At 62.6% G+C, this 17,927-nt stretch carries 16 protein-coding genes; 12 read left to right on the top strand and 4 right to left on the bottom strand.

The window, feature by feature from the left end; all coding sequences use genetic code 11:
* Positions 1 to 197 precede the first annotated feature (197 nt).
* From ACXX81_RS24325 to ACXX81_RS24310, 4 genes are all read left to right on the top strand, one after another.
* Positions 198 to 1,553: a M16 family metallopeptidase gene (locus ACXX81_RS24325; protein WP_209985953.1), complete on the top strand. Its 1,356-nt coding sequence runs from the start codon at positions 198 to 200 to the stop codon at positions 1,551 to 1,553.
* Positions 1,546 to 3,030 (top strand): M16 family metallopeptidase, encoded by a 1,485-nt coding sequence (locus tag ACXX81_RS24320; protein ID WP_458572535.1) that lies wholly within the window; start codon positions 1,546 to 1,548, stop codon positions 3,028 to 3,030. The genes ACXX81_RS24325 and ACXX81_RS24320 overlap by 8 nt, the downstream gene beginning before the upstream one ends.
* Positions 3,030 to 3,647, top strand: a complete 618-nt coding sequence (rsmD, locus tag ACXX81_RS24315) for a 16S rRNA (guanine(966)-N(2))-methyltransferase RsmD (RefSeq protein WP_322212116.1) — start codon at positions 3,030 to 3,032, stop codon at positions 3,645 to 3,647. The genes ACXX81_RS24320 and rsmD overlap by 1 nt, the downstream gene beginning before the upstream one ends.
* Positions 3,648 to 3,878: 231 nt before the next feature.
* On the top strand, positions 3,879 to 4,874 hold the full coding sequence (locus ACXX81_RS24310; RefSeq protein WP_458572534.1) for a hydrolase: 996 nt from the start codon (positions 3,879 to 3,881) through the stop codon (positions 4,872 to 4,874).
* Positions 4,875 to 4,932: 58 nt separating this feature from the next.
* Here ACXX81_RS24310 and ACXX81_RS24305 read toward each other — a convergent pair whose 3' ends face one another.
* Together ACXX81_RS24305 and ACXX81_RS24300 are read right to left on the bottom strand one after the other, a co-directional pair.
* A complete protein-coding gene (locus ACXX81_RS24305) occupies positions 4,933 to 5,787 on the bottom strand; it encodes a sulfurtransferase (protein ID WP_209985968.1) in 855 nt (284 codons plus the stop codon).
* 33 nt (positions 5,788 to 5,820) lie between these two features.
* The gene (locus tag ACXX81_RS24300) at positions 5,821 to 6,492 is read right to left on the bottom strand and encodes a TetR/AcrR family transcriptional regulator (protein ID WP_209985970.1); all 672 of its coding nucleotides are present in this window, start codon (positions 6,490 to 6,492) and stop codon (positions 5,821 to 5,823) included.
* 145 nt (positions 6,493 to 6,637) lie between these two features.
* Between ACXX81_RS24300 and ACXX81_RS24295 the strand changes: the two genes are divergently transcribed.
* From ACXX81_RS24295 to ACXX81_RS24275, 5 genes are all read left to right on the top strand, one after another.
* The gene (locus ACXX81_RS24295; protein ID WP_322212120.1) at positions 6,638 to 8,065 is read left to right on the top strand and encodes a coniferyl aldehyde dehydrogenase; all 1,428 of its coding nucleotides are present in this window, start codon (positions 6,638 to 6,640) and stop codon (positions 8,063 to 8,065) included.
* Between the two features lie 28 nt (positions 8,066 to 8,093).
* On the top strand, positions 8,094 to 8,639 hold the full coding sequence (locus tag ACXX81_RS24290) for a twin-arginine translocation pathway signal protein (RefSeq protein WP_209985977.1): 546 nt from the start codon (positions 8,094 to 8,096) through the stop codon (positions 8,637 to 8,639).
* Positions 8,640 to 8,682: 43 nt separating this feature from the next.
* Positions 8,683 to 10,278, top strand: a complete 1,596-nt coding sequence (locus tag ACXX81_RS24285) for a GMC family oxidoreductase (RefSeq protein ID WP_322212121.1) — start codon at positions 8,683 to 8,685, stop codon at positions 10,276 to 10,278.
* Positions 10,279 to 10,381: 103 nt separating this feature from the next.
* Positions 10,382 to 10,861, top strand: a complete 480-nt coding sequence (coaD, locus tag ACXX81_RS24280; RefSeq protein ID WP_003234650.1) for a pantetheine-phosphate adenylyltransferase — start codon at positions 10,382 to 10,384, stop codon at positions 10,859 to 10,861.
* 128 nt (positions 10,862 to 10,989) lie between these two features.
* On the top strand, positions 10,990 to 11,241 hold the full coding sequence (locus ACXX81_RS24275; protein WP_003213796.1) for a YfhL family 4Fe-4S dicluster ferredoxin: 252 nt from the start codon (positions 10,990 to 10,992) through the stop codon (positions 11,239 to 11,241).
* Positions 11,242 to 11,365: 124 nt separating this feature from the next.
* Here the strand turns inward: ACXX81_RS24275 and mutM are convergent, their stop codons facing one another.
* The gene (gene mutM, locus ACXX81_RS24270) at positions 11,366 to 12,178 is read right to left on the bottom strand and encodes a bifunctional DNA-formamidopyrimidine glycosylase/DNA-(apurinic or apyrimidinic site) lyase (RefSeq protein WP_458572533.1); all 813 of its coding nucleotides are present in this window, start codon (positions 12,176 to 12,178) and stop codon (positions 11,366 to 11,368) included.
* A gap of 21 nt (positions 12,179 to 12,199) precedes the next feature.
* Entirely contained in the window at positions 12,200 to 13,066 is an 867-nt protein-coding gene (locus ACXX81_RS24265; RefSeq protein WP_209985986.1) for an HDOD domain-containing protein, read from the bottom strand.
* A 153-nt stretch (positions 13,067 to 13,219) separates the two neighbouring features.
* On the opposite strand from ACXX81_RS24265, the gene ACXX81_RS24260 reads away from it, so the two are divergent.
* The 3 genes from ACXX81_RS24260 (at position 13,220) to ilvD (ending at position 17,850) form a co-directional block, all read left to right on the top strand.
* The gene (locus tag ACXX81_RS24260; protein WP_209985989.1) at positions 13,220 to 14,416 is read left to right on the top strand and encodes a class I SAM-dependent rRNA methyltransferase; all 1,197 of its coding nucleotides are present in this window, start codon (positions 13,220 to 13,222) and stop codon (positions 14,414 to 14,416) included.
* 176 nt (positions 14,417 to 14,592) lie between these two features.
* Positions 14,593 to 15,783: an MFS transporter gene (locus ACXX81_RS24255; protein ID WP_458572532.1), complete on the top strand. Its 1,191-nt coding sequence runs from the start codon at positions 14,593 to 14,595 to the stop codon at positions 15,781 to 15,783.
* A gap of 225 nt (positions 15,784 to 16,008) precedes the next feature.
* Positions 16,009 to 17,850, top strand: a complete 1,842-nt coding sequence (gene ilvD / locus ACXX81_RS24250; protein ID WP_231422743.1) for a dihydroxy-acid dehydratase — start codon at positions 16,009 to 16,011, stop codon at positions 17,848 to 17,850.
* Positions 17,851 to 17,927: the final 77 nt, after the last annotated feature.

Genomic DNA, 17,927 nt, shown 5'->3' with positions numbered 1-17,927 from the left:
GGCACGTCGGTAAATAAAATTCGATGCGTAACAGACTGTTTTTCAGCCAGCTCGTTCATGCGCAACATTTTGTAAGGCCTAAATAGGGCCTTAACGGTACCGCCGCAGTGGCCGTCCGCAAATCCGACCAGTATCCTAGCACCTCCTCGCCCGCCGACGCTAAGACCAAGCGGGTAGCCCAACAGGTTTAAAAACGAATGAATGCTCTAGCCCGCCGCGCCGCAGGCCTGCTGTTCGGTACAGTTTGTCTGCCTCTTTCAGCTTTGGCTGCCGATCCACAACCCACCCATGAATTCACCCTCGACAATGGCCTCAAAGTGGTCGTGCGCGAAGACCATCGCGCGCCGGTGGTGGTTTCCCAGGTCTGGTACAAGGTTGGCTCGAGCTACGAAACCCCGGGGCAGACCGGTTTGTCCCACGCCCTGGAACACATGATGTTCAAAGGCAGTGCCAAAGTGGGCCCGGGCGAAGCTTCGCTGATCCTGCGCGACCTGGGCGCTGAAGAAAATGCGTTCACCAGCGATGACTACACCGCGTATTACCAGGTGCTGGCCCGCGACCGCCTGGGCGTCGCCTTCGAGCTGGAGGCCGACCGCATGGCCAGCCTGCGCCTGCCGGCCGACGAGTTCAGCCGCGAGATCGAGGTCATCAAGGAGGAACGCCGCCTGCGCACCGACGACAACCCCATGTCCAAGGCCTTCGAGCGCTTCAAGGCCATGGCTTTTCCGGCCAGCGGCTACCACACGCCGACCATCGGCTGGATGGCCGACCTGGACCGCATGAAGGTCGAGGAGCTGCGCCACTGGTACCAATCCTGGTACGTGCCCAACAACGCCACCCTGGTGGTGGTCGGCGACGTGACCCCGGACGAGGTGAAGACCCTGGCCCAGCGCTACTTCGGCCCGATCCCCAAGCGTGACGTACCACCTGCCAAAATCCCGCTGGAGCTGGCTGAACCCGGCGAGCGCCTGCTGACCCTGCGCGTGCAGACCCAACTGCCGAGCGTGATCCTCGGTTTTAACGTGCCTGGCCTTGCCACTGCCGAAGACAAGCGCTCCGTGCAAGCCCTGCGCCTGATCTCGGCCCTGCTCGACGGCGGCTACAGCGCGCGTATCTCGGAACAACTGGAGCGTGGTGAAGAGCTGGTGTCCGCCGCCTCCACCCGCTACGACGCCTACAGCCGTGGCGACACCCTGTTCATCCTGTCGGCCACGCCCAACCAGCAGAAGAAAAAGACCATTGCCCAAGCCGAAGCCGGCCTGTGGCGGCTGCTGGAAGACTTGAAAGCCAAGCCACCGACCGCCGAAGAGCTGGAGCGAATTCGCGCCCAGGTCATCGCCGGCCTGGTGTACCAGCGTGACTCCATCACCAGCCAGGCCACGGCCATTGGTTCCCTGGAAACCGTGGGCCTGTCCTGGCAGCTCATGGACACTGAGCTTGCCGACCTGCAAAGCGTGACCCCGGAAGATATCCAGAAGGCTGCACGTACCTATTTCACCCGCGGACGTCTGAGCGTCGCCCATGTTTTGCCTGAGGAGACCGCTCATGAGTGATCGCAAAAGCCTGATCCTGCCCGGCCTGATCGCCGTCACCCTGATGGCGGCCACTGCCGTGTACTTCCTGCGCCCGAGTGAATCGGTGGCCAGCCCAGCGCTGGAAAAAGCCCAGTCCGCCAACAAGCTGCAGTCGCTGGCCGAGCTGGACGGCAAGGCGCCGACCAACCGCAAGCTTGACGTGCAAAGCTGGACCACCGCCGAAGGCGCCAAGGTGCTGTTCGTCGAAGCCCATGAGCTGCCGATGTTCGACATGCGCATCCTGTTCGCCGCCGGCAGCAGCCAGGACGGCGACGTGCCGGGCCTGGCGCTGATGACCAACGCCATGCTCAACGAAGGCGTGCCGGGCAAGGACGTCAGCCAGATCGCCAGCGGTTTTGAAGGCCTGGGCGCCGGCTTTGGCAATGGCACCTACCGCGACATGGCGCTGGTGTCCCTGCGCAGCCTGAGCGCCAGCGACAAGCGCGATGCAGCGCTGGCGCTGTTCGACGACGTGATCGGCAAGCCGACCTTCCCCGCCGATTCCCTGGCGCGGATCAAGAACCAGATCCTCGCCGGCTTCGAATACGAGAAGCAGAATCCCGCCAAACTGGCGAGTCTTGAGCTGTTCAAGCGACTGTATGGTGACCACCCTTACGCGCATCCGAGCGAAGGCAACGCCGACAGCGTGCCAAAGATCAGCCAGGCGCAATTGCAGGCGTTCCATGCCAAGGCCTATGCGGCGGGCAACGCAGTGATTGCAGTGGTGGGCGACATGACCCGTGCCGAAGCCGAGGCCATGACCGCCAAGGTGTCTGCCTCGCTGCCCAAGGGCCCGGCGCTGGCGAAGATCGCCCAGCCGACCGAACCGAAGGCGGGCCTGAGCCATATCGAGTTTCCGTCCAAGCAGACGCACCTGCTGTTCGCCCAATTGGGCATCGACCGGGCCGACCCGGACTACGCGGCCTTGTCTCTGGGCAACCAGATCCTCGGGGGCGGTGGCTTTGGCACTCGCCTGATGAGCGAAGTACGCGAGAAACGCGGCCTCACTTACGGCGTGTACTCGGGCTTCTCGCCGATGCAGGTGCGCGGTCCGTTCATGATCAACCTGCAGACCCGCGCCGAAATGAGCGGCGGCACCCTGCGCCTGGTCGAGCAAGTGCTGGCTGATTACCTCAAGACCGGCCCGACGCAAAAGGAGCTCGATGACGCCAAGCGCCAACTGGCCGGCAGCTTCCCGCTGTCCACCGCGAGCAACCTCGATATCGTCGGCCAGCTGGGCGCTATGGGTTTCTACAACCTGCCGCTGAGCTATCTGGAAGATTTCATGAAACAATCCCAGGCCCTGACCGTAGAGCAGGTCAAGGCGGCCATGAACAAACACTTGAGCGCCGACAAGATGGTCATCGTGACCGCCGGCCCGACGATTGCGCAAAAGCCACTACCGCCCCCCACTGATAAACCCGCCGAGCAGCCGCTCGGGGTTCCGGAGCACTAATGGCCAGTTCATCTCGCCCGAAAAAGCCTGTCCACAACGTGCATAACGGTGTAGGCCAACTGCGCATCATTGGCGGTGAATGGGGCAGCCGCAAGCTGAGCTTCCCCGACGTCGTGGGCCTGCGCCCGACGCCTGACCGCGTGCGTGAAACCCTGTTCAACTGGCTTGCGCCGTACATCGCGGGCGCCAGGGTGCTGGACCCGTTTGCCGGCAGCGGCGCGCTGTTTCTGGAGGCGCTGTCCCGTGGCGCGTCCCAGGCCCAGGCGCTGGACGCGAGCAACGTGGCGGTCTCCAGCCTCAAGGAACACCTGGGCACCCTGCGCTGCACCAACGGCCAGGTGCAGACCGCCGATGCGCTGCGCTACCTGGAAACCCAGGTGGCCAGCGCATACGACGTGGTGTTCCTCGACCCGCCGTTCAACCAGAACCTGCTGCCGACGGTGTGCACGCTGCTCGAAGATCGCCAATGGCTGGCGCCGGATGCGTGGATCTACACCGAGAGCGAAACCGCACCGTCCACCCTCGGCCTGCCGGGCAGTTGGCGCCTGCACCGGGAGCAGAAGTCCGGCCGGGTGTATTACGCGCTGTGGCATCGGTTGGTCGATAGCGCGGTCTGAGCCGGCGGCTACTTTTTGTGGCTGGTGGGCTTGCCCTGACGAGCGGGCTGTTGTGGCGAGCGGGCTTGCCCCGCCTTGGGCTGCGCAGCAGCCCCAGTCACTAACACCGCGGTTATTCTGTCAAAACACTGTTGCAGGTTTTGGGGCTGCTTCGCAGCCCAACGCGGGGCAAGCCCGCTCGCCACAGTAAGCCTGCTCGCCACAACAGGCTTGTACGCCAAAGAGAGTGCAATGACTCCCTCCACCGACCTGTTCAAACCCGCTTTCGGCCTCGGCAACCCCCACCTGCAAACCTTGTGGGGACCGCTGTGGCGCCCCACTACGCACCTCGAACGCCGACGCGAACGCCTGTGGCTGGACGACGGTGATTTTCTCGATATTGACTGGCACGGACCTCACGACGCCAAGGCACCGCTGGTGCTGGTATTGCACGGGCTCACCGGTTCGTCCAACTCGCCCTACGTCGCCGGCCTGCAAAAGGTCCTCGCCGCCCAGGGCTGGGCCAGTGCCGCGCTGAACTGGCGCGGCTGTTCCGGCGAGCCGAACCTGTTGGCGCGCAGCTATCACTCCGGGGCCAGCGAGGATCTGGCGGCAGCGATTGCCCATCTGCAGGCCAAGCGGCCGTTGGCGCCGCTGTACGCGGTGGGCTATTCGCTGGGCGGCAATGTGCTGCTCAAGCATCTGGGGGAAACCGGCGCGGCGTCAGGGTTGCAAGGCGCCGCGGCGGTGTCGGTGCCGTTTCGCCTGGACCAGTGCGCCGACCGCATCGGCCTGGGTTTTTCGCGGGTCTATCAGAAGCACTTCATGCGCGAAATGCTGGCGTATATCCGCGTCAAGCAAAGCCGCTTCACGCAGGATGGCCGCACGGACGGCCTGAAAACCCTGGAAGCCCTGGGTTCCCTGGAAAAGATGCGCACGTTCTGGGACTTCGATGGACGGGTGACTGCGCCGCTGCATGGTTTCATCAGCGCCGAGGATTACTACCGCAAGGCGTCGAGTCGCTATTACCTGGGCGGTATCCGAACGCCGACCCTGATTATCCAGGCGGCGGACGATCCGTTCGTGTTTGCCCATAGCCTGCCCGAGGCCAGCGAGTTATCGGATTGCACCGAGTTCGAATTGCTGGCCAAGGGCGGGCATGTGGGCTTCGTGGACGGTTCGCTCAAGCGCCCGACCTATTACCTCGAACGCCGCATCCCCCAATGGCTGCTGACACAACAGCAATAAAAATGTGGGAGGGGGCTTGCTCCCTCCCACAATTGCTTGGGTTTACAGGCCAGGCCGCTCAGTCGCCCGTGGCAATGGCCCGCGCGGGATCCGTGATCCACTCACTCCACGACCCCGCATATAACTGGCCCAACGGGTAACCCGCCAAACCCAGGGCGAACAGGTTATGGCAGGCGGTGACGCCGGAACCGCAATACGCCACCAGTTCCTTGGGCGACCGCCCCTGCAACTGCGCGGCAAACCGCTGCTTGAGCTGCTCGACCGGCAGAAACCGCCCATCACTGCCCAGGTTCTCGTTGAATGCCGCGCACTGCGCCCCGGGAATGTGCCCGGCAATCGGGTCGATGGGCTCAACGTCGCCACGAAACCGCGCCGGGGCCCGCGCATCAATCAGGGTCAGGCCCGGCTGGCCCAGGCGTTTTTGCAGATGCTCGGCATCCAGCACCAGGCCATGATCGGGCGTGCCGGTAAAGTCGCCCGGCTCGATCACCGGCGCGTCCAGGCTCAAGGGGAAGCCGGCGGCATGCCAGGCCTTCAAGCCACCGTCCAGGATAAACACGCCGTCCCGCTTGCCCAGCCACACCAGCAACCACCAGGCGCGGGCGGCAAAGGCGCCAGGGCCGTCGTCATACAGCACCACCTCGGTATCGGCACTGATGCCCCACGCGCGCAGTTGTTCAGCGAGGGTCTGCGCCTGCGGCAGTGGGTGACGCCCGGTCACGCCTTTGGTCACCGGGCCGCTGAGATGGCGTTCAAGGTCAGCATATTGCGCGCCTTCGATATGCCCTTCGGCATAGCTGCAACGCCCGTAATCCGGGTCTTCCAGGGCAAAACGGCAATCGAGGATTACCAACGCGCCACGCGTTTGGCGCTCGGCCAGGTGCTGGGGGCTGATCAGTTGGGCAAGCGGCATGACAGACTCCTGTAAACAGATTCGGGAAAGGTCCTATTTCACTTCATCCAGCGCCTGATTCAACGGCACGTAAAACTCCTTGAACAGCCCATCCACCGCTTCTTTGGCCTGGGGCGTGACAAACCCCGCCTCCAGCACCAGCACCTGATACACCCCGCGCTTGATCGCTTCGGCACTCAAATGGGTGGAGTTTTCGTTGGTGGTGCACAAAAAGCGCACCCAAGAGGTGAGGATGATCCAGGCGTTGAGGGTCAGGGCTTCGGTCTGGATCGGGTCCATATTGAGGATGCCGGCATCGACAAACCCCTGATAGATGGCCCCGCCCTGGGTCAGGCAGCGCTGGGAAAATCGCCGGTAGCCGGTGGCCATTTCGGGGTCGCTTTCCAGCAGGTGTTCGAGGTCGCGGTGCAGGAAACGGTAGCGCCACATGCCGGCCAGCACGGCCTGCAGGTAAAAGCGCTTATCTTCCACACGCATCGCGCGGCCCTGGGGCGGGCGCAGGAAACTGTCCACCAGCGCTTCGTATTCGCGGAACAGCACGGCGATGATCGCCTGCTTGTTGGGGAAGTGGTAGTACAGGTTGCCCGGCGAAATTTCCATATGGGCGGCGATGTGGTTGGTGCTGACACTGCGCTCGCCCTGCTGATTAAAAAGCTCCAGGCTGGTGTGCACAATGCGTTCGCTGGTCTTTACTCGTGGTGCCATGGGGGATCAGCTTCCATACACGGAATGGGGCATCTTACGGCCTAACCGTGCCGGGATAAATCCGCATAGGGCTGCAATGTTATTTGACAATTTAGAGCAATGACTCTAAAAATCCAGGCAGACCAATAACAATCGGGGCTGCACCATGTCTGCCACTGTTGCCTACCTGCAGGACTCCCAGGCGCTGGACCAGCTTCAGCCGCTGTTCGACGCCCAGCGCCGCGCCTACGCCGCCAACCCGATGCCGCCTGCTGCGCAGCGCCAGCAATGGCTCAAGGCCTTGCGCGAATTGCTCAGCGATGAACGCCAGGCGTTGATCCGCGCGATCAGCGAGGATTTCAGCCACCGCAGCGCAGACGAAACCCTGTTCGCCGAGCTGATGCCCAGCCTGCATGGCATCCACTACGCCAGCAAACACCTCAAGGGCTGGATGAAACCGTCGCGCCGCGCCGTAGGCATTGCCTTCCAGCCCGCGTCAGCCAAAGTCATCTACCAACCGCTCGGCGTGGTCGGGGTGATCGTGCCCTGGAATTACCCGCTGTACCTGGCCATCGGCCCGCTGGTCGGAGCGCTGGCGGCCGGTAATCGGGTGATGTTGAAGCTCAGCGAGTCCACCCCCGCCACCGGCGAGCTGCTCAAAACGCTGCTGGCGAAGATCTTCCCCGAAGACCTGGTGTGCGTGGTGCTGGGCGAAGCCGATGTGGGCGTGGCGTTTTCCAGGCTGCGCTTCGACCACCTGCTGTTCACCGGCGCCACCAGCATTGGCAAGCATGTGATGCGCGCGGCCGCCGAGCACCTCACGCCAGTCACGCTGGAGCTGGGCGGCAAGTCGCCGGCGATTGTCTCCGCCGATGTGCCGCTCAAGGATGCCGCCGAGCGCATCGCTTTCGGCAAAGCCTTGAATGCCGGACAAACCTGTGTGGCGCCGGACTACGTGCTGGTGCCGGAACACCGCGTGGACGCTTTCGTGGAGGCCTACCGCAAGGCGGTTCGCGGGTTCTATCCGACGCTGGTCGACAACCCGGACTACACCGCGATCATCAACGAACGACAGTTGGCGCGGCTCACTGCCTATGTAAAGGACGCCACCGACAAGGGCGCCACGCTGGTCCCGCTGTATGACCAGAGCCAGGCACGGCGCATGGCCCACAGCCTGCTGCTGAATGTCAGCGACGACATGACGGTGATGCAGGACGAAATCTTCGGCCCGGTATTGCCCGTCGTGCCCTATCGCGACATCGACCAGGCCTTTGCCTACATCAACCAACGCCCTCGCCCGCTGGCGCTGTATTACTTCGGCTACAACAAGCGCGAACAAGACCGAGTGCTGCACGAAACCCATTCGGGCGGCGTCTGCCTGAACGACACCCTGCTGCACGTGGCCCAGGACGACCTGCCGTTTGGCGGCATCGGCCCATCGGGCATGGGCCACTACCACGGCCACGAAGGCTTTCTCACCTTCAGCAAAGCCAAGGGTGTGTTGGTCAAGCAACGCCTGAACGCGGCGAAGCTGATCTACCCGCCCTACGGCAAATCGATCCAGAAGCTGATTCAGAAGCTGTTTGTTCGCTGATTCCGCCACCCACGGGACAACAATAACAATGAACCCCAGCCTGACTGATTCCCCCGCGCTGTCACGGCGTGGCATCCTGAAAATCGGCCTGTGCGCCAGTGCTTTCCTGGCTACCGCAGGGCTAGGCGCCAGCCTCAGCGGCTGCTCCGCCAGCACCCCGGCCAGCGGCTTTGCGATGCTGCGCAGCAGCGACCTGCCATTTTTGCGGGCGGTGATGCCGGTGTTGCTCGACGGTGTTGCCAGCGTTCAGGAGGTCGCCGCCGGGATTGAAGACGCGCTCAAAAAGCTCGATTACAGCCTGCAATACCTGTCGCCGGAGATGTTCAAGCTCACCCAGCAGTTGTTCGACGTCCTCGCCATGGGCATTACCCGCGGCCCGCTGACCGGCATCTGGGGCAGTTGGGAAAACGCCAGCAGCGAGCAGATCCGTCACTTCCTGCTGCGCTGGGAGAACAGCTACCTCAACCTGCTGCGCATGGGCCAGGGCTCGTTGCTCAAGCTGGTGATCATGGCCTGGTATTTCCGGCCGGCGTCCTGGGCCCATTGCGGCTACCCCGGCCCGCCTCACCTCTGACAGTGACCGCAATTTCGCACAACAAAAACAAGAGTGCCCACCTATGCCCGTACCCGATCTGTTCCGCGACGGCCTGGCCCGTGGCTGGAAAACCCACAACGGCGCCGCCCTCGACCGCGACCTGAGCCTGGAAGCCGACGTCGCGATCATCGGCAGCGGCGCCGGTGGCGGCACCACCGCCGAGATCCTCAGCGCCGCAGGCTACAAGGTGCTGCTGATCGAGGAAGGCCCACTCAAGACCAGCAGCGACTTCAAGCTGCTGGAGGACGAGGCCTACGCCAACCTGTATCAGGAGGGCATCGGACGCATGAGCAAGGACGGCGCCATCACCATCCTGCAAGGCCGGGCCGTGGGCGGGACCACGCTGATCAATTGGACCTCCAGCTTTCGCACGCCGGACGCCACCCTCGCCCACTGGGCCAGCGAATACTCGGTGACGGGCCACAGCAGCAGCGAGATGGCGCCCTGGTTCGAAAAAATGGAGCAGCGCCTGGGCATTGCGCCCTGGGCACTGCCGCCGAACGCCAACAACGATGTGATCCGCAAGGGCTGTGAAAAACTCGGCTACAGCTGGCACGTGATCCCGCGCAACGTGCGTGGTTGTTTCAACCTGGGCTACTGCGGCATGGGCTGCCCGGTGAATGCCAAGCAGTCGATGCTGGTGACCACCATTCCCTCCACCCTGGAGCAAGGCGGCGAGCTGCTCTACCTCGCTCGCGCCGAGCAGTTCAACTACAGCGGCGATGCCATCAGCAGCCTGGAATGCGTGGCCATGGACGAGCGTTGCGTGGCGCCGACCGGGCGCAGGATCACGGTGAAAGCCAGGCATTACGTGCTGTCGGGCGGCGGCATCAACAGCCCGGCGCTGCTGATGCGCTCCAACGCGCCGGACCCGCATTCGCGGCTCGGCAAGCGCACCTTTCTGCACCTGGTGAACTTCTCTGCGGGGCTATTTGATGAGGTGATCAACCCGTTCTACGGCGCGCCGCAGTCGATTTATTCCGACCATTTCCAATGGCAGGATGGCGTTACCGGCAAAATGTCCTACAAACTGGAAGCGCCACCCCTGCACCCCGGATTGGCCAGCACACTGTTTGGCGGCTACGGCAGCGCGAACGCGCTGGACATGGGCCAGTTACCCAACACCCACGCCATGCTTGCGCTGTTGCGCGACGGGTTTCACCCCGACAGCCCGGGAGGCACCGTCGGTTTACGCGGTGATGGCACGCCGGTGCTCGACTATCAGGTCTCGCCCTACGCCTGGGACGGCCTGCGCCGCGCGTTTCACAGCATGGCCGAGATTCAGTTCGCGGCGGGCGCCAGGTCGGTCAAGCCGCTGCACCATGACGCGCGCTACGTGAACAGCCTGGCCGACGCCCGCCGCATGATTGACGAACTGAGCCTGGAACTGCACCGGACAACCCTGGGCAGCGCCCATGTGATGGGCGGGTGTGCCATGGGCGAAGACCCGAAAAACGCGGTGGCCGACAGCCTCGGACGCCATCACCAGTTGCGCAATCTGTCGATCCACGATGGCTCGCTGTTCCCCACCAGCATTGGCGCCAACCCGCAATTATCGGTGTACGGCTTGAGCGCCAAACTGGCGACGGCGTTGGCCGAACGTCTGAAAACGGCATGAAAATACCGCCGATCAGCGGTATGTATCTACATAAGTTGACTTTCCCGACCGGGATGGCTGCGATACCATCCGGTTCCCCAACGGACTCCGCCAGGACGACGCGATGAACCGAGTGTTGTATCCAGGAACCTTCGACCCGATTACCAAAGGCCATGGCGATCTGGTCGAGCGCGCCTCTCGCCTGTTCGACCATGTGATCATCGCGGTCGCTGCCAGCCCCAAGAAAAACCCGCTGTTTCCCCTGGAGCAGCGCGTGGAACTGGCGCGTGAGGTCACCCGGCACCTGCCCAACGTCGAAGTGGTGGGCTTTTCGACGTTACTGGCGCATTTCGCCAAGGAGCAGAACGCCAATGTGTTCCTGCGAGGCCTGCGCGCGGTGTCGGATTTCGAATACGAATTCCAGCTGGCCAACATGAACCGCCAACTGGCACCGGACGTCGAGAGCCTGTTCCTCACGCCTTCGGAGCGTTACTCGTTCATTTCGTCGACGCTGGTGCGGGAAATCGCCGCGCTGGGCGGAGATATCACCAAGTTCGTTCACCCCGCCGTGGCGGATGCGCTGACACTGCGCTTCAAGAAGTAGGGGCTGCCAGGCGTCTCTCGCCTATTGCCGCAGGTCATGTGCGCTCGCACTGCGGGCGCCAATGCGGCACAATTGCGCGCATTAGTCGTTTTCAGTTGCCTTGGCTGACAGCCCTGGCAGGAGTTTCCATGTCCCTGATCATCACCGACGATTGCATCAATTGCGACGTCTGCGAACCCGAGTGCCCGAACGCTGCGATTTCCCAGGGCGAAGAGATCTACGTGATCGACCCCAACCTGTGCACCCAGTGCGTCGGCCACTACGACGAGCCGCAGTGCCAGCAGGTGTGCCCGGTGGATTGCATTCCGCTGGATGAGGCCCACCCTGAAACTGAAGAGCAGTTGATGGAGAAGTACCGGTTGATTACCGGCAAGGCCTGAACAGTTGGGTTGCCCTGCTGGGCCTCATCGGGAGCAAGCCGCCTCCCACACTGGACCGAGTTGAAGGCGACCCAATGTGGGAGGGGGCTTGCTCCCGATGGCAATCTCAGCCATCACCCGGCAATCAGCGCTGACACCTGGGGCAAAACACACTCGCCCGCTGCCCCAGCAGCACATTGCGCAACTCGGTCCCGCACACCTTGCACGCCTCGCCGCCCCGGCCGTAGGCGAACAGCTCCTGCTGGAAATACCCCGGCTGCCCGTCACCGCCAATAAAGTCGCGCAACGTGGTGCCGCCGCGCTCGATGGCAGCCGCCAGCACCCGCTTGATCTCGATCGCCAGCTTCAAATAACGCGCCCGCGAAATACCGCCCACCGCCCGACGCGGCTCGATCCCGGCCGCAAACAGCGCTTCGGTCGCATAGATATTGCCCACGCCCACCACCACCGCGTTGTCCATGATGAACGGTTTGATCGCCATCGACCGCCCACGGGACATCTGGAACAGCCGCTCGCCGTCAAACAGGTCGGTCAACGGCTCCGGCCCCAGGCTCAGCAGCAACGCGTGGTTGTGCGGGTCCTGGCTCCAGAGCATGGCGCCGAAACGGCGCGGGTCGGTGTAGCGCAGCGCCAGGCCCGATTCCAGCTCGATATCCACATGCTCATGCTTGGCCGCCGGCAGCCCGATTTCAACCATGCGCAGGTTGCCCGACATGCCCAGATGGCTGATCAGCGTGCCCACTTCGGCATTGATCAACAGGTACTTGGCCCGCCGCTCCACCCCCACGATGCGCTGCCCGGACAGGCGCACATCCAGGTCCTCCGGGATCGGCCAGCGCAGGCGCCGTTCGCGCACCACCACGCGACTGACGCGCTGGCCTTCCAGGTGCGGCGCAATCCCGCGACGGGTGGTTTCGACTTCGGGTAACTCGGGCATGTGTACCTCTTGGCTGACGGGTCAGTTCGCGCCCAGCTCGCGGATCGACAACTTCATGCTTTCAAAGTCGTAGTCCGACAGGCCGACGTAATCGAGCACCAGGTGACCGATGGCATTCCACTCATGGTCTTCTGCCTGACCGCCCAGCACGCGGTGAGAGGAACAGATGTGCTCGGCCATCTTCAGGATCGCCAGCAGGTTTTTAAGCTGCGGAGTGCGCGACGACTCATCGCTGAAAATCGCCAGGGCGTTATGGTGATTGGCGATAGCGTCGGTCACATGCTCCGGCAAGCGCCAGGACTTGGCGGTGTAGTAGCCGACCACCGCATGGTTGGTGTTGAACGCGTTGTTCTCGGTGTCGACCACCCGACAGTCGGGGCCGGCATTGGCGTAGGCCTGCTCGAGCACCGTCATGTAGTCGGGGAAGCGCTTGAGCATCAGCGGCACGCCGCAATCGTGAAACAAGCCCAGGGCGTAGGCTTCATCGACGGTCTGCGAGCCGGTGCGCTTGGCCAGGGTGAGGCAGGTCATGGCCACGTCCTGGGCGGTGTCCCAGAAGCGATTGAGGGTGACGATGGTGTCATCGCTCATCTCGCCCTTGATCGACTGCGCATTGATCAGGTTGATGATCGAGCGGCTGCCCAGCAGGTTCACCGCGCGCTGGATCGAGGCGATCTTGTTGCTCAGGCCGTAATACGGCGAGTTGACGATTTTCAGCAACGCGCCGGACAGGCCAGGGTCCTGGGCGATCAACCGGGCGATGACGCCCAGGTCCGGATCGGGCATGTACTGCTCCATCTGCAAATCCACCATGATCTGCGGTTGGGGCGGTACGCTGATACCTTGCAGGGCCTGCTGGATCTGCTCGGCGGAAAGCTCTTGGGACATAAGTACATACTCTGGGCTAGGCGGCGATTCTAACCTTTATGAAGACTTCGCCGACACCCAAATACCGAACTGAAACCGCTCCCACATATCCGGCGGCGGGGCGAGTTCCTACACAACACGGTATACTCCCGCTCTTTTTTCCGGAGCGACGTCATGTCCCTGCCAAGCCTGCGTCTCAAAGCCAACGCCGATCGTCGTTTGCGCAACGGCCACCTGTGGGTCTACAGCAACGAAATCGACGTGGCCGCCACCCCACTCAACGGCTTCCAGGCAGGCGACCAGGCCATCCTCGAAGCGGCCGGCGGCAAGACCCTGGGCATCGTGGCCATGAGCCCCAACAACCTGATCTGCGCCCGCCTGCTGTCCCGTGACATCAAGTTGCCTTTGGACAAATCCCTGCTGGTGCACCGCATCAACGTCGCCCTGTCCCTGCGTGATCGCCTGTTCGACAAGCCGTTTTACCGCCTGGTCTACGGCGATTCCGACCTGCTGCCAGGTTTGGTGGTCGACCGTTTCGGCGACATTCTGGTGGTGCAGATCGCGTCAGCGACCATGGAAGCCCACAAAGAAGACGTAATTGCCGCGCTGACCCAAGTGCTCAAGCCCAGCGGCATCCTGTTCAAGAACGACTCCGCCGCGCGCGACGCCGAAGGCCTTAACCGCTACGTCGAAACCGTGTTCGGCCTGGTGCCGGAGTGGGTGGCGCTGGAAGAAAACGGCGTGAAATTCGAAGCCCCGGTAATCCAGGGCCAGAAGACCGGCTGGTTCTACGACCACCGCATGAACCGCGCGCGCCTGGCCCCGTATGCCAAGGGCAAACGCGTGCTCGACCTGTACAGCTACATCGGCGGCTGGGGCGTGCAAGCGGCCGCGTTCGGCGCCAGCGAAGTGTTCTGCGTCGACGCTTCGTCTTTCGCCCTCGACGGCGTGGAGCGCAACGCTGCGCTGAACGGCGTTGCCGAGAAGATGACCTGCATCGAAGGCGACGTCTTTGAGGCGTTGAAAGAACTCAAAGCCAGCGAAGAACGCTTCGACGTAATCGTCGCCGACCCACCGGCCTTCATCAAACGCAAAAAAGACATGAAAAACGGCGAAGGCGCCTACCGCCGCCTGAACGAGCAAGCCATGCGCCTGCTCAGCAAGGACGGCATCCTCGTCAGCGCCTCGTGCTCCATGCACCTGCCGGAAGACGACCTGCAAAACATCCTGCTCACCAGCGCCCGCCACCTGGACCGCAACATCCAGATGCTCGAACGCGGCGGCCAGGGCCCGGACCACCCGGTGCACCCGGCGATTGTCGAGACGCGGTATATCAAGAGCATTACGTGCCGGTTGCTGCCTAACAGCTGATAGAACGCAGATCAAATGTGGGAGCAAACCGCTCCCACATCTGCTTATGTGGCGCCATGAAGATTTTTCTTACGGCTGCGCACTACGCGAATCAGGGAAGCTTCCCACCCGGTTTTGATTGAATTCGATTTTTCGCAGACTACTATCGGTCTCTGGTTTTAAACCGGAAAACCCCCATGTCTGCACTCGCATCAACTACGCAAAAAACATCCTTCGTCACGCTACTGATGACCATGACACTGCTCGCGGTCTTCCCACTCGACGTGGTACTCCCCTCCTTCCCCGCGCTGTCCAGTCAATTTCACACAACACCTTCCGAGGTTGCTCAATCAGTGAGCATTTTCGCCCTGGGCCTGGCCGTTTCGCTGCTGTTGATCGGGCCGTTGTCCGACATGTTCGGTCGCAAAAAACTGTTGTTGATCGGCATCGCTGTGTCAGCAGCCGGCGCAGTGGGTTGCTTGCTGGCCCCGACGTTCGGCTGGTTTGTCGGCTTTCGCGTGCTTCAAGCGGTGGGATGCGGGGCGTTCGCCTTGTCGCAGGCGCTGATCCAGGACGTGTTTGCGGGCCGGGAGCTGGAGCGAATTCGAATATGGATGACCACCGCCGGCGGGATTTTCATCTCCAGCTCGCCGCTGATGGGCACCTGGCTACAACTTTACGGCGGCTGGGAGGCGAGTTTTTATGTCTTCATCATGCTCGCCACTGCGGTATGGCTCTGGTCTGCACGCCTGATGCACGACTCGCGCAGCACTCATCGCCCTTCATTGCGGCAGTTTTTCAGCGGCTATTGGCTGCTGTTTTCCGACTTTCGTTTCGTCGGCTATTGGCTGATTTCCGCCCTGGCTTTTGCCTGCCATTTCTCGTTTATCGTCATGTCACCCGTGATCTTCATGGAGCGCCTGAACCTCTCGGCCTATCAGTTCGCCTGGGCACTACTGCTGTACGGCGCGGCTTACGTATTGGGCGGCGTCATGGCCAGCATCCTGCACCGCAGGATGACCGGCGACAGGCAGATCACCGCAGGCCTGTTGCTGATCGCTTTTTCGGGACTGGTCATGCTCTGGCTGGCCTGGCAATGGGGCCTGTCTGCCGCCGCCGTTTTAATCCCCATGCTGATCTGCACCGCCGGCACTACCATTTGTCGCCCCATCGCCAACTCCAGGGCCATGACGCTCTACCCGCAGCTCGCCGGCACAGCGACCTCCGCCGGCAGCCTGCTGATTTTCATGTGCGGCGGCCTGATCAGCCTGGTGGTCAACCTGGCCAGCGCCAACCTGACCACGGCCCTCGCCCTCTGCTTCTTAATCCTCAGCGCCGTCGGGCTCGGCTTGAACGCGCTGATCCGTGATCGTCCGCACGTCCTGTAGCCGCTATCTTCACATCCGGGCCATTCCCTCAAACCCCCAGCGGTGTAGAATCGGCGCTATTCATCGCCAGTCATCCCCCGGCGGGTTTATGAGCTCAAGGCCCAGCCTGCGGCGATCCCGCAACGCGAGAGGCAACTTTTGCGCACACAGCCATTTTCTGAGTGTGTCAGACGTCCATAGAAGCTCACTCCCCTCAAGAACCTGATTAGCCGCCCGGAGTGCTCCATGCCAGATTACCGCTCGAAAACATCCACCCATGGCCGCAACATGGCCGGCGCGCGCGCACTGTGGCGTGCCACGGGGATGAAGGATGACGACTTCAAGAAGCCGATCATCGCGATTGCCAACTCCTTTACCCAGTTCGTGCCCGGCCACGTGCACCTCAAGGACCTGGGCCAATTGGTCGCCCGCGAAATCGAACGCGCCGGCGGTGTAGCGAAAGAATTCAACACCATCGCCGTGGACGACGGCATCGCCATGGGCCATGACGGCATGCTCTATTCGCTGCCGAGCCGCGAGATCATCGCCGACTCCGTCGAATACATGGTCAACGCCCACTGCGCAGACGCCATCGTGTGCATCTCCAACTGCGACAAGATCACCCCTGGCATGCTGATGGCCGCCCTGCGCCTCAACATTCCGGTGATCTTTGTGTCCGGCGGCCCGATGGAAGCCGGCAAGACCAAACTCGCCTCCCACGGCCTCGACCTGGTGGACGCCATGGTCATCGCCGCCGATTCCAGCGCCTCTGACGAGAAGGTCGCGGAATACGAACGCAGTGCCTGCCCGACTTGCGGTTCGTGCTCTGGCATGTTCACCGCCAACTCGATGAACTGTCTGGTCGAAGCCCTGGGCCTGGCCTTGCCGGGCAACGGTTCGACACTGGCCACCCACAGCGACCGCGAGCAGTTGTTCCTGCAGGCCGGCCGTACCATCGTCGAGCTGTGCAAGCGTTACTACACCGAGAACGATGAGTCGGTATTGCCGCGCAACATCGCCAACTTCAAGGCGTTCGAAAACGCCATGACCCTGGATATCGCCATGGGCGGTTCCACCAACACCATCCTGCACTTGCTGGCCGCCGCTCAAGAGGCCGAGATCGATTTCGACCTGCGCGACATCGACCGTCTGTCCCGCCACGTGCCGCAGTTGTGCAAGGTCGCGCCGAACATCCAGAAGTACCACATGGAAGACGTGCACCGCGCCGGCGGGATCTTTTCGATCCTCGGCTCCCTGGCCCGTGGCGGCCTGCTGCACACCGACCTGCCGACCGTGCACAGCAAATCCCTGGCCGAAGGCATCGCCAAATGGGACATCACCCAGACGGACGACGAAGCGGTGCATCACTTCTTCAAGGCCGGCCCGGCGGGTATCCCCACGCAGACCGCGTTCAGCCAGTCGACCCGTTGGGACACCCTGGACGACGACCGTGAAAACGGCTGCATTCGCAGCGTCGAGCACGCCTATTCCCAGGAAGGCGGCCTGGCCGTGCTGTACGGCAACATCGCCGTCGACGGATGCGTGGTGAAAACCGCCGGCGTGGATGAGTCGATCCATGTGTTCGAAGGTCGCGCCAGGATCTACGAAAGCCAGGACAGCTCGGTACGTGGCATCCTCGCTGACGAAGTGAAGGAAGGCGATATCGTGATCATCCGCTACGAAGGCCCGAAAGGCGGCCCAGGCATGCAGGAGATGCTCTACCCCACGTCCTATCTGAAATCAAAGGGCCTGGGCAAAGCCTGCGCCCTGCTCACCGACGGCCGTTTCTCCGGCGGCACCTCGGGCCTGTCCATCGGCCACGCTTCACCGGAAGCTGCTGCCGGCGGCGCGATTGGCCTGGTGCAGGATGGCGACAAGGTGCTGATCGACATTCCGAACCGCTCGATCAACCTGTTGGTCAGCGATGAAGAACTGGCGGCACGCCGGGTCGAGCAGGACAAGAAGGGTTGGAAGCCGGTGGAGAAGCGTCCGCGCAAAGTCACCACCGCCTTGAAGGCTTACGCGCTGTTGGCCACCAGTGCCGACAAGGGCGCGGTGCGTAACAAGGCGATGCTCGACGGCCTGTAAGCTCGCCCAAAAAAATGCCCCGCCAGCTGCGGGGCATTTTTTTGCCTGGAGAAAGTCCCCGGGCAATGAGGATCAAA

The organism is Pseudomonas sp. GNP013 (assembly GCF_054343995.1).
The sequence above is the reverse complement of the archived record's forward strand: the minus strand, read 5'-3'. Positions and strand labels throughout refer to the sequence as shown.

Excerpts from the sequence above, each read along its gene's own strand:
- ACXX81_RS24290 (WP_209985977.1), top strand. The coding sequence starts at position 8,094 with ATGAACCCCAGCCTGACTGATTCCCCCGCGCTGTCACGGCGTGGCATC.
- rsmD (WP_322212116.1), top strand. The coding sequence starts at position 3,030 with ATGGCCAGTTCATCTCGCCCGAAAAAGCCTGTCCACAACGTGCATAAC.
- ACXX81_RS24285 (WP_322212121.1), top strand. The coding sequence starts at position 8,683 with ATGCCCGTACCCGATCTGTTCCGCGACGGCCTGGCCCGTGGCTGGAAA.
- ACXX81_RS24255 (WP_458572532.1), top strand. The coding sequence starts at position 14,593 with ATGTCTGCACTCGCATCAACTACGCAAAAAACATCCTTCGTCACGCTA.
- ACXX81_RS24275 (WP_003213796.1), top strand. The coding sequence starts at position 10,990 with ATGTCCCTGATCATCACCGACGATTGCATCAATTGCGACGTCTGCGAA.
- ACXX81_RS24300 (WP_209985970.1), bottom strand. The coding sequence starts at position 6,492 with ATGGCACCACGAGTAAAGACCAGCGAACGCATTGTGCACACCAGCCTG.
- ACXX81_RS24310 (WP_458572534.1), top strand. The coding sequence starts at position 3,879 with ATGACTCCCTCCACCGACCTGTTCAAACCCGCTTTCGGCCTCGGCAAC.
- ACXX81_RS24265 (WP_209985986.1), bottom strand. The coding sequence starts at position 13,066 with ATGTCCCAAGAGCTTTCCGCCGAGCAGATCCAGCAGGCCCTGCAAGGT.
- coaD (WP_003234650.1), top strand. The coding sequence starts at position 10,382 with ATGAACCGAGTGTTGTATCCAGGAACCTTCGACCCGATTACCAAAGGC.
- ACXX81_RS24260 (WP_209985989.1), top strand. The coding sequence starts at position 13,220 with ATGTCCCTGCCAAGCCTGCGTCTCAAAGCCAACGCCGATCGTCGTTTG.
- mutM (WP_458572533.1), bottom strand. The coding sequence starts at position 12,178 with ATGCCCGAGTTACCCGAAGTCGAAACCACCCGTCGCGGGATTGCGCCG.
- ACXX81_RS24325 (WP_209985953.1), top strand. The coding sequence starts at position 198 with ATGAATGCTCTAGCCCGCCGCGCCGCAGGCCTGCTGTTCGGTACAGTT.
- ACXX81_RS24320 (WP_458572535.1), top strand. The coding sequence starts at position 1,546 with ATGAGTGATCGCAAAAGCCTGATCCTGCCCGGCCTGATCGCCGTCACC.
- ilvD (WP_231422743.1), top strand. The coding sequence starts at position 16,009 with ATGCCAGATTACCGCTCGAAAACATCCACCCATGGCCGCAACATGGCC.
- ACXX81_RS24305 (WP_209985968.1), bottom strand. The coding sequence starts at position 5,787 with ATGCCGCTTGCCCAACTGATCAGCCCCCAGCACCTGGCCGAGCGCCAA.
- ACXX81_RS24295 (WP_322212120.1), top strand. The coding sequence starts at position 6,638 with ATGTCTGCCACTGTTGCCTACCTGCAGGACTCCCAGGCGCTGGACCAG.